12 protein-coding genes are annotated in these 13,014 nt (G+C 71.5%); 10 read left to right on the top strand and 2 right to left on the bottom strand.

The genetic code is table 11. The annotated features are described in order from the left end of the window. Window positions 1-39 precede the first annotated feature (39 nt). The 9 genes from BM339_RS14440 (at window position 40) to BM339_RS14400 (ending at window position 7,060) form a co-directional block, all read left to right on the top strand. Entirely contained in the window at window positions 40-843 is an 804-nt protein-coding gene (locus BM339_RS14440) for an SDR family NAD(P)-dependent oxidoreductase (protein WP_218163640.1), read from the top strand. A 74-nt stretch (window positions 844-917) separates the two neighbouring features. Beyond that, window positions 918-1,796: an alpha/beta fold hydrolase gene (locus BM339_RS14435; protein WP_075021146.1), complete on the top strand. Its 879-nt coding sequence runs from the start codon at window positions 918-920 to the stop codon at window positions 1,794-1,796. Continuing rightward, window positions 1,793-2,398, top strand: coding sequence for a sulfite oxidase-like oxidoreductase (locus BM339_RS14430; protein ID WP_021592559.1), 606 nt, complete (start codon window positions 1,793-1,795; stop codon window positions 2,396-2,398). The genes BM339_RS14435 and BM339_RS14430 overlap by 4 nt, the downstream gene beginning before the upstream one ends. Further along, window positions 2,368-3,102: a ferredoxin reductase gene (locus BM339_RS14425; RefSeq protein ID WP_075021145.1), complete on the top strand. Its 735-nt coding sequence runs from the start codon at window positions 2,368-2,370 to the stop codon at window positions 3,100-3,102. Before BM339_RS14430 ends, BM339_RS14425 begins: the two co-directional genes overlap by 31 nt. Next, window positions 3,102-3,401: a DUF6510 family protein gene (locus tag BM339_RS51350; RefSeq protein WP_075021144.1), complete on the top strand. Its 300-nt coding sequence runs from the start codon at window positions 3,102-3,104 to the stop codon at window positions 3,399-3,401. Before BM339_RS14425 ends, BM339_RS51350 begins: the two co-directional genes overlap by 1 nt. Beyond that, on the top strand, window positions 3,311-3,832 hold the full coding sequence (locus BM339_RS14415) for a Na+/H+ antiporter NhaA (protein ID WP_256255367.1): 522 nt from the start codon (window positions 3,311-3,313) through the stop codon (window positions 3,830-3,832). The genes BM339_RS51350 and BM339_RS14415 overlap by 91 nt, the downstream gene beginning before the upstream one ends. A 135-nt stretch (window positions 3,833-3,967) precedes the next feature. After that, window positions 3,968-4,510, top strand: coding sequence for a hypothetical protein (locus BM339_RS14410; protein WP_075021142.1), 543 nt, complete (start codon window positions 3,968-3,970; stop codon window positions 4,508-4,510). A 400-nt stretch (window positions 4,511-4,910) separates the two neighbouring features. Continuing rightward, window positions 4,911-6,686, top strand: a complete 1,776-nt coding sequence (locus BM339_RS50650) for a DUF5709 domain-containing protein (protein ID WP_218163639.1) — start codon at window positions 4,911-4,913, stop codon at window positions 6,684-6,686. An 83-nt stretch (window positions 6,687-6,769) separates the two neighbouring features. Beyond that, the gene (locus tag BM339_RS14400) at window positions 6,770-7,060 is read left to right on the top strand and encodes a ScoMcrA-related endonuclease (protein WP_075021141.1); all 291 of its coding nucleotides are present in this window, start codon (window positions 6,770-6,772) and stop codon (window positions 7,058-7,060) included. Between the two features lie 36 nt (window positions 7,061-7,096). Here the strand turns inward: BM339_RS14400 and BM339_RS14395 are convergent, their stop codons facing one another. Together BM339_RS14395 and BM339_RS47605 are read right to left on the bottom strand one after the other, a co-directional pair. After that, window positions 7,097-9,604, bottom strand: a complete 2,508-nt coding sequence (locus tag BM339_RS14395; protein WP_143118411.1) for a helix-turn-helix transcriptional regulator — start codon at window positions 9,602-9,604, stop codon at window positions 7,097-7,099. After that, the gene (locus BM339_RS47605; RefSeq protein WP_177287694.1) at window positions 9,547-9,939 is read right to left on the bottom strand and encodes a BREX system ATP-binding domain-containing protein; all 393 of its coding nucleotides are present in this window, start codon (window positions 9,937-9,939) and stop codon (window positions 9,547-9,549) included. Before BM339_RS47605 ends, BM339_RS14395 begins: the two co-directional genes overlap by 58 nt. A gap of 176 nt (window positions 9,940-10,115) precedes the next feature. Between BM339_RS47605 and BM339_RS14390 the strand changes: the two genes are divergently transcribed. After that, window positions 10,116-12,914: a helix-turn-helix transcriptional regulator gene (locus BM339_RS14390; RefSeq protein WP_075021140.1), complete on the top strand. Its 2,799-nt coding sequence runs from the start codon at window positions 10,116-10,118 to the stop codon at window positions 12,912-12,914. The last annotated feature ends 100 nt before the right edge of the window (window positions 12,915-13,014 follow it).

The raw sequence follows: 13,014 nt of genomic DNA, 5'->3' as shown, positions 1-13,014 counted from the left end.
CCACAGGGTTCGCGGGCGCCGGAACGAAGGGAGTGCTGGATGAGCATGAACTGGCTCGACCGGATGGAGTCCATGCCGGTCTTCGCGGAGCGGAAGCTCATCGTCGTCGGGGGCAGCAGCGGCATGGGGCGCCAGACCGCTGCGGACGTGGTGGCAGCCGGGGGGACCGCCGTCATCATCGGGCGGAATCCCGCCAAGGTGGAGGCCACCGTCAAGGAGCTGGGCGGGGACGGCCGCGCGGTCGGGATCGCGGCGGACCTGTCGGAGCCGATGGCGGCCGAGGAGACCCGCCGGATTCTGGCGGCCGAGCACGCCGACGCGACGCTGCTGGTCAACGCCGCGGGGCTGTTCCTGCCCAAGCCGTTCCTGGACTACGACGGCACCGACTACGACGTCTACCAGGAGCTGAACCGGGCGATCTTCTTCCTGACCCAGACGGTGGCCCGGGGGATGGCCGAGAGCGGGCAGGGCGGGTCGATCGTGAACATCGGCAGCATGTGGGCGCACCAGGCGGTCGGGGCCACACCGTCGTCGGGCTACTCCCTGGCCAAGGGCGGGCTGCACGCCCTGACCCGCAACCTGGCGCTGGAACTGGCGCCGCACAAGATCCGGGTGAACACCGTGGCGCCGGCCGTGGTCGCGACACCGATCTACGAGAAGTTCGTGCCGGAGGACCAGCTGGAGGCGACGCTGCACGGCTTCGACGCGTTCCACCCGATCGGCCGGACCGGCACCGTCCGCGACGTGGCCAACACCATCACCTTCCTGCTGTCCCCGGCGACCGACTGGGTCACCGGCGCCGTCTGGAACGTCGACGGCGGCGTCATGGCAGGACGCAACTGACCCGAGGGGAACCGGCCGCCCCGGGGCACCTCCCGGGGCGGCGGACTCCCGGAACGCCACCGGAGGAATCGATCATGGCGTCCGTTCATCACCGCTACACGACGGTGCAGGGCCACCGGCTGTTCTACCGCGAGGCAGGACCGGCCGACGCTCCCGTCATCGTGCTCCTGCACGGTTTTCCGACCAGTTCGTTCATGTTCCGCGATCTCATCCCGCCGCTGGCGCGGCGCTACCACGTGATCGCGCCGGACCTGCTCGGCTTCGGCCTCTCCGATGCCCCGCCCGCCGGCGAGTTCGACTACACCTTCGACTCCCTCCACCGGCTGACCGCGGGCCTGCTCGGCGAACTGGGGGTCACCCGCTACGCCGTCTACGTCCACGACTACGGCGCCCCGATCGGCTGGCGGCTCGCGCTGGCCGACCCGCGGGCCATCACGGCGATCATCACGCAGAACGGCAACGGCTACGAGGCGGGATTCGTCGAGAGCTTCTGGAAGACCGTGTGGGACTACCAGAACGCCCAGACACCGCAGACCGAGGGCGCCATCCGGGCCGCGCTGAGCCTGGAGGTGACCCGGTGGCAGTACCTCACCGGCGTCCCGGACGAGACCCTCGTCAGCCCCGATGCCTGGCACCACGACTTCGCGCTCCTGTCTCGCCCCGGCAACGACGCGATCCAGCTCGCGCTCTTCCGCGACTACGTCACCAACCCGCGGATGTACCCGGCTCTGCACGACTACCTGAGAAAGCACCGCCCTCCCGTCCTGGCGGTCTGGGGGAAGGGCGACGAGATCTTCGGACCGGAGGGCGCCAGGGCCTTCGCGGCAGACGTGCCCGACGCTGAGATCCACCTGCTCGACGGCGGGCACTTCCTGCTGGAAAGCGCTCACGACCAGGTCGCCGAACTGGTCCTCGGCTTTCTCGACCGGTCGGTCGGCAGGGGCGCCCGATGAGTGTCGTCTCACGCGGATTCCACGGCCGCCGCGGCGCGGCCGGGACAGAGGGCCGGATACCGCCCGGACAGCACGAGACCACCGGCTTCCCCGTGCTCTCGGCCGGTCCGACGCCGCGCACTCCACTGGCGGAGTGGACGTTCTCCGTCCGGCGCCACGGTGCGGATCTGAGGTCCTGGACCTGGGACGAGATGCTGGCGCTGCCCGCCGAGACCTTCACCGCCGACATCCACTGCGTGACCCGGTGGTCCAAGCTCGACACGCGCTGGCGCGGAGTCTCGATGGACACGCTCCTGGACGGAACCGGCCAGGACGCCCCGTACCTGCTGGCGTTCTGCGACGGCGGCTACACCACCGATCTGCCGGTGGCGGACGTGACCGGCGGCCGGGCCTGGGTGGTCTACGAGTACGACGGCCGGCCGCTGGACCCCGAACACGGCGGTCCGGCCCGGCTGCTCGTCCCGCACCTCTACTTCTGGAAGAGCGCGAAATGGATCCGCGGCGTGGACCTGCTCGATCACGACGAGCCCGGCTTCTGGGAAACCTACGGCTACCACATGTACGGAGACCCGTGGAAGGAACAGCGCTACCACGGCGACTGACCTGGCATACCGCGACCGTCAAGGCCGCCACCTGGGAGACTCCGACGGTCCGCACCCTGGAGCTGGCGGTGCCGGGCTGGCCCGGACACCGCGCCGGCCAGCACTCGGACGTCCGGCTGACGGCCGCGGACGGCTACGTCGCGGAACGGCAGTACTCCATCGCCTCGGCGCCCGGCGAACCGCTGGCCATCACCGTCGAACGGCTGGAGCACGGAGAGGTCTCCCCGTACCTCACCGACGAGGTCCGGGTCGGCGACAGGCTGGAACTGCGCGGCCCGGTGGGCGGCTACTTCGTCTGGGAGGCCGCCGACGAGGGGCCGCTGCTCCTCGTCGCGGGCGGCTCGGGCATCGCCCCGCTCCGGGCCATCATCCGCGAGCGGCGACGCTGCGGCAGCCGCGTCCCGGTGTGCCTGCTCTACTCGGCGCGCACGCTGCCGGACGTGATCTACCGCGCCGAACTCGACTCCTGCACCGAGGGCATCGCCGTCAGCTACACGCTGACCCGGGCGCGCCCGCCCGGCTGGACGGGGTACACGCGGCGCGTGGACGTCGAGCTGCTGGCGGAGGTGGCCTGGCACGTCCACCAGAAGCCGATCGCCTTCGTCTGCGGCCCGACCGGCTTCGTCGAAACCGTGGCCGCGGGGCTCGTCGAACTGGGCTACCCGCCCGGACGGATCAAGACCGAACGGTTCGGAGGGAACTGATGCAGACGCTCGACGGGAACGCCATCGCCGGACTCTTGCAGGACATTTTCGGGGAGGAGATGACGTCGGCGACGGCCGTCTGCGGGACGTGCGGTTCCGCCGCCGCGCTCGCCGGCGCCGTGGTCTACCCGCACCTGCCCGGCCACGTCGTACGCTGCCGCACCTGCACCGGGCTGCTGATGGTCGTCACCCGCGTCCGCGGGATCTACTGCCTCGACCTCCAGGGCATCGCCGCCCTGGACCGTCCGGACGACACGCGAGCCGATGCGGCGGGCGACCGCACTCCAGCCACCGGCTGAGCCTCCATGACCGCTTCGCCCCGTCCGCCCAGCGGACAGACCGAACGGACCTGCTCGCGCTCGGCGTCATCGCCATCGCCTACAGCGGGCAGGTGTCCATGGCGCCGCTGATGGCGGCCGTGGCCGTCGCCGCAGTCCTCTTCGCCCGAGCGCTCGGCGCAGGCGGCGCGCTCCTCTACGCGCCGGCGGCCGTGGCGGCCTGGCTCGCCCTGCTGAAGTCGGGCGTGGACCCCGTCGTCATCGGGCTGGCCATGGGCTTGCTGACCTACGCGCGCCCCGCGTCGCGAAGCGATCTGGAACACGAGGCGGCCGGCCGCCGAGGACGCTACTGGCACATGCACGACCTCCTCCTCAGCCACCAGGGCGCGTTGCAACTGGCCGACCTCCGCCGGTACGCCGCCGCACCGGCATCCCGGAGAAGCCGCCCTTAGGAGTGGAGGAGGAAAGGGGGTCGGTGCGACCGGCTCGCAAAGCTGGCCGGGTTGACGATGCGGCCGCCACACCGTGGTGGCGATGCTGGAGTCGGAGAGCGCAAAGCAGGGTTCGCGAGCCGGAGGAGCTTTATCGTGCCTCGGTACAGGGTCCACTGCGGCGGCGGGTACTGGGAAGAATACGGCCGACGCTTCGTACAGGCCGCGCTGCCGCATCTCGACGAGATCTACTCCATCGCATTGCACATGACAGGCGAGCGGGCCGAGGCAGAAGAGATCGTGCTGGAGACCTACTCTCAGGCGTTCTATTCGTTCGGTCAACGCAGGCCGCTTGAGCCGCTTGAAATGTGGTTGTACGCCATCTTGTTGCAGGTCGTCGCCGAGACACCGCTGCTGTCGCCCATCCGGCCGGTGGGGCGCGGAACGCGCACATCCGGCCCTCTCGAAGCAGGAGAAAGAATGAGCATGACCGACGAGCACAAGCGGGAAAGGCTCCGCGACATCGAAGCGGACCTCGACCGGCTGCGACAGGACCTCATCCCGCCGCCCGGCGATGCCCACGACTACATCGACTCCGCCCAAGACCTCAACGCCCGCGAGGAGATCGGCGGCATGATCGAGACACTCGAGGCCGAGCGTGAACGTCTGCGTGCGCAGCTGGGTTTGTCCGAAGCCTGACCGTCCACCGGCACCCGCGTGCGGTGAAGCCAGGCCACGGCCCGTCTGGGAACGACCCCAGGCGGGCCGTCCGGCTTCCTCAACGCGTCAATGAGCGATCTGCCTGCTGCGCCGCCACCGAAATATCAAGCCTGACGATGTGGCGAGGCTGACGGCCAGCAAAGCTGAAGCTCATCGGATGACCTCGCTGGAATGGCGAAGCAGGAGAGTGTTATGGCTGAGAAGCAGTCAATGTCCACGCCGATGCAGCCGATGGCAGGGCACGGCGGGCATCTCTACATGCAGACGAACGAGACCCGCAACTGCATCGTCCACTACTACCGGGCCCCGGACGGGAAACTCACGGAAGTGGAGCGGGTTTCCACGGGCGGTGCCGGTTCCGGAACCTACAAGCCGGTCAGTGGCCAGGAGAGCGCCCCCCAACGCCTTCGAGGGCGCGAACAGCGTGATCCTCACGCCGGACCATCGATTCCTGTTCACTACCAACGGCGGCGACAACTCGGTCTCCAGCTTCGCCGTCAGCGCGGACGGGAAACTGACGCTGCTGGACGCGACCCGGACCGGAAACGTCGTCGATGGGCGCAGTGGCAGCGCCAAAGCGCTCGCGTACTCCCCGTCACACGGCACCCTCTTCGTCGTGCACGCGCTCGGGCCCGACCACCTGCGGCTGATGTCGGTCGACGAGGCCGGCATGCTCACCTCCCGCCCGGAGCGGTACACGGTCAACACGATGGACAAGACCGACCGGGTGGCGACGATGGCCACGCTGACCCCGGACGAGAAGTTCCTCGTGGTCGGCACGACATTCGACCAGCGCCCCCAGGCGAACCCGGACGGCTCTCCGATCCTGTGGGTCGACAAGAACGGCGCGCCTCACTCGATCGCCTCGAATGCGCCCGACCCGGACGGCCTGATCGTGTTCCCGGTCGGCGCCTACGGCGCGCTGGGCGAGCCGAGCTTCCAGGACGGCGGCGGCGGTTCGCCGTGGAACCCGCAGTTCCTGCATCAGCGACCCGACCACTTCCTCATCGGATACGCCGTCGGTGACGGCCTGGCGATGGCGAGGATCGGCGAGGACGGCAGCGTCAGCACCGGTCCGATCACGCCGATCGACACGACCGGCGGCAAGCCCTCGGAACTGTGCTGGCTCGCCATTTCGCCCGATGACCGATGGGCGTTCGCCACGAACTTCGGGTACGGCTATGTCACGAGTTTCCGCATCGACGGAAACACCCTCACGGTCGCCAAGGACCCCGCCTGCCCGAAGGTGCCCGGCGACGGAACGTTCCGCGCGCTGAACGGGACGGTCAGCAGCGGGCCGGGCGACAACTGGCTGTGCCCGACCGGGGCGTATCTCTACCAGCTCTACCCGAACGCTTCGAAACTCATCGGCTACGCGGTCCGTCCGGACGGAGCCCTCGACGAGGTCACCAGCGTGACCACCCCGTACCAGAGCCCGCAGGGCCTCACCGGATTCTGGGCGGGGCCTCCGAGGCGTCCCGCGCCCAGGCACCGACCGGGTGCACCGGAAAGCACCGGTGCACCCGGACGGCCAGTCGGAGGCGGTCACGGCCACCGCCGGCCGGCGGTGACCGTCGCTCAGCGAACCGGCGAAGGGCTTGAAGCGGTGCTGCACGAACGACATCAAAGGAGGGGGCAGATGCCGAAAAGGGGGCGTCACGAATCCGAGGACCTGGAGGACTACGAGGTTCTCGATTCCGCCGACACTCTGGATGGGCCGCCGGGGGACGATCCTCTGGATCGGGGAGTGGTGCCGCCGCAGCGCTGGTCCGTCGCGATCGCATACGGCACGACGGCCTCCGAACAGGAAGCGGGCTCGCTTGATCGGCTTTCGGCCGCGGAGGAGCCCGATGTCACCGCAGATCTCGATGACGATGAGGCGGGTGAGTTCGCCTGGGACGAGAACGTGACCGAGGCGGAGACATCGCGCTACATGGGTGAAGACGTCTCCGATCCCCGGGCGGGCCGCCTGGTGCCCGCGTACACGGACCTCTACGAGGAGGGCGACGCATACCTTGTCGTCCGCGACGAACTCGTCGCTCGCGACGCGGGGGTCGACGGCGGTGGCGCGTCCGCGGAGGAGGCCGCGATCCATGTGGTGAGCGACGACGCCGGTTCCTCAAGCGGAGGCCGTGAAGAAGACCGCGCGGATTGACGATACGGAATTTGAGGCGCGCCTCCTACGCTCGGCCCTGCATCGGCCCGGACGGGCGGCAGGTCGAGGGGAGCTGAGGATCAATGATCAAGTGGGAGCAGGTGAAGCGGGACGACGTGGTGCGCGCGATCCAGGAGTACGACCGGCTCGGTCCGGAGTCGTTCTTCGCCGAGCACGGATTCGGCTACGCCACGACCTACGAGCTGGTCTGGGAGGACCGGTACTACCCGCCCAAGGCGATCCTGGGCACGGCCTACGAACTGGCCACCGGTCACCGCCTCGGCTCCGGCGACTTCGAGGGAGGCAAGAGCGGCGCGGTCAGGGTGCTCGGAAGGCTGGGGTTCACCGTCCAGCCGCAGCGGCCTGCCAGGTAGCGCCTCTCCTCCAGGTGGTACGCCTCCGGTGCCTGGTCAGCCCTGCTTGGCGGGCATCCCGCGTTCGGCGGCGATGCGGGCGAGTTCGACCCGGGAGTGGATGCCGAGCTTGGTGAACACGTGCCGCAGATGCGTGTTCACCGTGTACGCCGACAGGTAGAGGCGCTCGGCGACCTCGCGGTTGGTCGCGCCCCGCGCCACCAGGCTCACCACCGCGAACTCCGACTCGGTCAGCTCCGGCCACTCGGGAGCAGAACGGGGGCCGGACGCGGCGGGACGCACCCCGCGGGCGCGCAGCAGGCTGCGCACCCGGGCGGCGTCCCGCTCGGCCCCGGCCCTGGTGTAGGACGCGAGCGCCGACTCAAGGAGCGGCACCGCCTCGTCCGCCCGAGTGTCCGGAAGCAGCCTCCCGGCGTCTTCGAGCACGGACGCGCGCACCAGTGGCCGCGGATCGCCGTCGCTGCGCGCGACGGCCAGAAGCGCCGTGTCCGGGTCGGCGTCGAGCACCGCACGGGCGTGCAGGGCGGCGCACTCCAGGAAAGGGAAATCCGCGTTCCGTGCGGCGAACTCCTCCAGGTTGGCGACCACCGACTCGGCGTCGCCGCGCCTGCCCGCGTCCAGCAGGACGCGGGTGACGATGGCCGAGTCGGCGTGCATCCGCGGGCTGCTGCTGGCCAGTGCTCCGCGGGCCAGCGGGTCGAGAAGCCGCACGTCGATCCCGGCCACCTGCGACGGGTCCGCATCGGCGTCGGCCACCAGCGCCTTGAGCCAGCCGCCCAGCGCTTGCGCGGACGGGGACTCGCGCGTGCCGAGAAGCCGCTCCGCCGACCGGCGGGCCTGGGCGAGCTCATCCGGATCACCGGTGTGCAGCGCCACCCGGCCCGCGATGTAGAAGCAGAGATGGTCGGCTTGGCCGTACTTCTCGTCCGCTGTGATCTCGTCGGACATCTCGATGGTCGCCTCGGCGTCGGAACGGGCGTCGGCGAGCCGGCCGGCGGCGTACATCGCACGGCACCGGATCACCGACCAGTTGCGGATGTGCACCGCCACGCCTTCTCGCTGGGCGTCCCGAATCCCGGCATCGACGATCGCGACTGCCTCGTCGACGCGGGCCAGCCGGAGGTACATGATCGCGATCCAGGCGTCCAGGCGCCATACCCGCGCCGCCTCGGCGCTCTCCGCCTCGCGCTGGAGGGCGGTCGCTGTGCCGAGGAGGCCGAGGGAGCGCCGCCAGGCGCCCCGGGCGAGCGTCAGCGAAGCCCGCGCGAACAGGGTGAGCATCTCGTCGGCCGGATCGCCGCTCGCCCGCGCGCGGTCGGCGGCGGACCCGGTGGCCCGCTCCGCCCCGGCGACGTCCCCGAGCAGGTCGAGCGCCAGCGCGAGGCTGATCTCCAGCTGGATCCGCAGCGCCGCGGACAGGGCGGGCAACTCCAGTGCCCGGCGGCATTGCTCGGCGCTGTCGGCGAGCGCGTACTGGGACAGCAGGAGGGCGAGCCTGAGCCTCGCCTCGGCTTCGGCCTCCGGATCGGCGATGTCGCCCGCGCCCGCCGCGACCAGCCGTACCGCTTCGGCGGCCTTGCCGGCGAGCGTGAGGTAGCCGAGAGTCTCGGTGGTCAGCGGGCCGCGGCCGGGATCACGGGGTGGCGTCAGGTCCAGCGCACGCCGGCTGAGCACGCTCGCCATGGCCGGGGACACCTGCCCGGTCTCGGTGGCGGCCCGCCGCAGGATCGTGATCGCATCGGAGTCGCCGGGCGCGGCCACCTTCATGACGAGCTCCGCGACGTCCGGCGGTGGCGCGCCGTGCCGCAGCATCACCTCGACGGCCTGGCGCCGCAGGCTCTGCCGGACGGTCGCGGGCAGGGCCGCCTCGACCGCCTCGCGGACCAGATCGTGCCGGAAGGCGACCCGGTCGCCGTCCTCGGCGATCAGCCCGGCCGCCATCGCCTCCCGCAATGCGCCGAAGACCTCGGCGGGCGAGCCGCCGGTGAGGGTGGCGAGTTCCGCCGCCGAGAACCGGCGGCCGAGCACGGACGCCATCTGGAGGGCGGCGCGGGCACTCTCGGACAGCCGTGCCAGATGGTCCTCGATCGAGTCGACGAACCGCAGCGGTATCCGGGTGCCGGTGAGGCGGGCGGCTCCGCCGGACACCTCCACCAGTTTCTCCTCGCGCATGCCGCGCAGCAGCTCGGTCAACAGGAACGGGTGGCCCTGGACGCGCGCGATGACCCGCAGCAGCGCGACGTCGGGCGCACCGCTGAGCAGGTCCGCCGTGACATCGGCGACCGCGGTGTCGCTCAGGGGACCCAGCGTGACCTTGAGCGCGCCGGCGGCCTCCAGCCGGGACAGGGCCGTGCGCGCCGGTTCGGCCCCCTCCCCGGACCGGGTCGACAGCAGCCAGAGGATCCGGTGCGTCGCGAGCTGCCGCGTGAGCGTGCCGAGCGCCGCGAGAGTGGCCTCGTCGGCCCACTGCACGTCATCGACCGAGATCAGCACGGGTATGCGGAGCGCGGCGCGCTCCAGTGCCTCCTGCAGCTCACGGAGCAACCAGAATCGCTGGTCGAGGGACTGGGAAAGGTCGCGGAGCACGGCGGATCCACCGGCGCGCCGGGCGCGTACACCAGGGCTTGAAGCAGCGGGGCGAGCGGAATCACCTGCCCGGCGACGTCGCAGACGCCGTGGAAGACGCTGATGCCTCGTTCGCGGGCCATGTGCTTGGCCGCTTCCATCAGCACGGTCTTGCCCATGCCGGCCAGTCCGGTGATGAGGACCGTACCGCCGCGCCCGGCGCGCACCGCGTCGAGCCGGTCGCGCAGCGCATCGATCTCGGCCTCCCGTCCCCGCAGGGGAGGTACGGGCACGAACGGGCCGATGGCGCTCACGTCCAACTCTCGTCCTCCATTCGAGCCCAGTGCGATGTCGCAGCCGCAGTGTCCCGTTCCATCGCCACGGCCGACTGTACTGACCATGGACGCCGGTGAAGCGCCCTGGCCGCACGGGTGACAGATCGCTTATCCGGGTGATGCACCGGGCGGCGGCGGCCGAGCACCCTGGCGGCATGGCGAGCATCAACGAGAGTTCAGCCGTCCGGGAGGCCGTGTACGGGCGTGCCGCGGAGCAGGAGATCGTCGGCAACCTGCTGCGGCGCGCCCGTCGCGGAGCCGGCGGGGTGGTCCTGGTGGACGGGGAGCAGGGCAGCGGCAAGTCCCTGCTCCTCCGCGATTCCATCGACGAGGCGGCGGAGCAGGGATTCTCCCTGGCCGCGGCGGCAGCGGACCAGGTGGGCCAGGCGATCGAGCTCTTCGCGCTGCGTGCGGCCCTGCACGAGTCGTTCGCCGAGCTCAACGCCGACGACGACGGCCATGCCCCGCAGCACGTGACCGAGCGGTCGATCGCGTCGATACGGGCTTGTCTCGAACGGCGGGCCGCGACCGCTCCAGTCCTGGTATGCCTTGATGACCTGCATTGGGCGAGTTCGGCCACACTGGCCGCGCTCCGGACGCTGCCGGGAGATCTCGACGACCGCCCGATCGCGTGGCTGCTGGCCCGGTCCAGCGCACCGCCGCGCATCGCCGACCATCTCTTCGGACTGCTGGAGAAGGACGGCGCCGTCCGGGTCGCACTGGGCGCGCTGGGTCAGGACGCGGTGGAGGCCATGCTGGCCGACGCGTTCGGCGCCGTGCCGGACCGTGCCCTGGCGGACCTCGCCCGTGGGGCCGCCGGCAACCCCGCACTCGTCGCCGGGCTGATCGGGGGTCTGCGTGACGAGGAGGGCGTCCAGATCATCGGAGGGCGCGCCGCGCTCACCTCGTCCCGGCTGCCGAGGCGCGTGTACGAGCTCGCCCAGCGGCGGCTCGACGACCTCGGCAAGGACGCCCGGCAACTGCTGGTGACGGCCGCGGTGCTGGGGCCGGCGTTCCGGCTCGCGGACGCGGCCGAGATGCTCGGCAGGACTCCTGCGGCGCTGCTGCCCGCGATCGAGGAGACGATGGACGCCGCGATCACGACCGCCACCGAGGACGCGTTCACCTTCCGGCACGAACTGCTCTGCCGCGCCCTCGGTGAGATGACCCCGCAACCGGCCCGCACGGCCCTGCATCTTCAGTACGGCCGGATTCTGCTGGCCGACGGCCGATCAGCGGAGGGAGCCGCCGGTCACCTCCTGCAGGGGGCGCGTCCGGCCGACCGTGCTGCACTGGCCGGCCTGGACGAGGCGGCGGTACAGGTCCGGGGCTCCGCGCCGCGGGTGGCTGCGGACCTCACCGTGCGCGCGCTGGAGCTGACGCTCCCCGGCGATCCGGCCGCACTGCCCCGCACGGTCGCCGCCGCGGAGGCACTGACCGCGGCCGGCCGGCTGGAGCGGGCCGACCGGATCGTCCGCGGCCTGCTCGCCCGGCCGCTGCCGCCGGAGACGGAGGATCGGCTGCGGTGCGCGCTGTCCTCGCTCCTGTGCGCCATGGGCCGGCCCAAGGAGGCCGCCGGCCAAGCCGAGACGGTACTGGCCCGGCCCGGGCTGGCGGCAAGCCTGCGAGACCAGGCCCTGACCGCGCACCTCCAGGCTCTCACCGGACTGCGCGACGAGCTCACATGCCCGGCGGCCGACGCCGTGCTGGCCCTTCCCGGCCGGCACGACGGTCACACCGCAACGGCGGCCCTGGTCGCCCGAGCGGTCGTCGAATGTGACGACGGCCGTGTCGGCGAGGGCCTTGAGGTGCTGCGGCAAGCGGTGCGCCATGAGACGGGGAGTTCCTGCGACGCGCGCCACGTCCAGCCGTTGCTCGCCCTCGCCGCCGCCCTGATCGATCTGCGTCGGCTCGGTGAGGCGGAGAAGATCCTGTGCGCTGCGGATGTCCCGGCGCTGAGGAATCTGCCGGCGGGCGCCGTGGTGTCCCTGCTGCGCGGCCGTGTCCATCGTGCCGCCGGACGGCTCGCCGATGCCGCCACCGAGGCCGGCGCGGCTGTGGCCGCCGCCGAAACCCTGGGCGCGCACGGCTACGCCGCGACCGCGCACTGCGTGCTGGCCATGATCGAACTCCGCCGCGGCGACATCGCGGCAGCGACCCGGCACTTGGCCGCTCGTCCCGCCGCGGGCCCCCAGTTCGCCGACATCTACGCACGCGCCGAGAGCCTCCTGGCCGAGGCGCAACTCACCGAGGCGGTCGACGGCCCCGCCGCCGCCCTCGGGCACCTTCGCCGGCTCCGCGTCGACCTCCACGCGCGGCCCGGACTCCTGCTCGGTGACCCGACGGCCGCGGCCTGGCTGGCGCGCACCGCACTGGCCGCAGGCGACCACGGGCTGGCCGCGGCCACCGCCGACGCCGCGCAGCGCCTCGCGGACGCCCACCCCGATCACCCGGCTCTCACGGCCGCAGCGGCGCACGGCCGAGGCGTCGCCCACCGCGACCCGGCCTGCTTGGCCCAGGCCACCGCGCAACACTCCAGCGCATGGGACACAGCCTCCGCGGCAGAAGACCTCGGCGTCCTACACGGCGATCAACGCGACCAGGACCGGGCGATCCACCGCTTGAAAGAGGCGCTCGACGGGTACCGGCAGGTCGGCGCCGACCGCGATCAGGCCCGCGTCCGGCGCCGGCTGCGCGAACTCGGCATCCGCCACCGCCACTGGACGTCCCTCCCCGGCAAGGCGGTCACCGGGTGGAACAGCCTCACCCGCACGGAGCAGACCGTCGCCGAACTCGTCGCTCAGGGGCTGAACAACAAACAGGTCGCCGGTCGCATGTACATCAGCCCCCACACGGTCGCCCACCACCTCCGCCAGGCGTTCCGCAAGCTCAGCATCGCCTCGCGCGTCGAACTCACCCGCATCGTCATCGAACGGACCGCACGCCATCCATGACTCTCAAGGCGCCCCCGATGCCGCGTTCCTCGGCGCACAGGCACACCGGTCCGATCGCGCGCCCGGCCGGAGTGCTCCGGATTCATGGCATTGCCCGGGG

The organism is Actinomadura madurae, assembly GCF_900115095.1.
Classification (GTDB): Bacteria; Actinomycetota; Actinomycetes; order Streptosporangiales; family Streptosporangiaceae; genus Spirillospora; species Spirillospora madurae.
The sequence above is the reverse complement of the archived record's forward strand: the minus strand, read 5'-3'. Positions and strand labels throughout refer to the sequence as shown.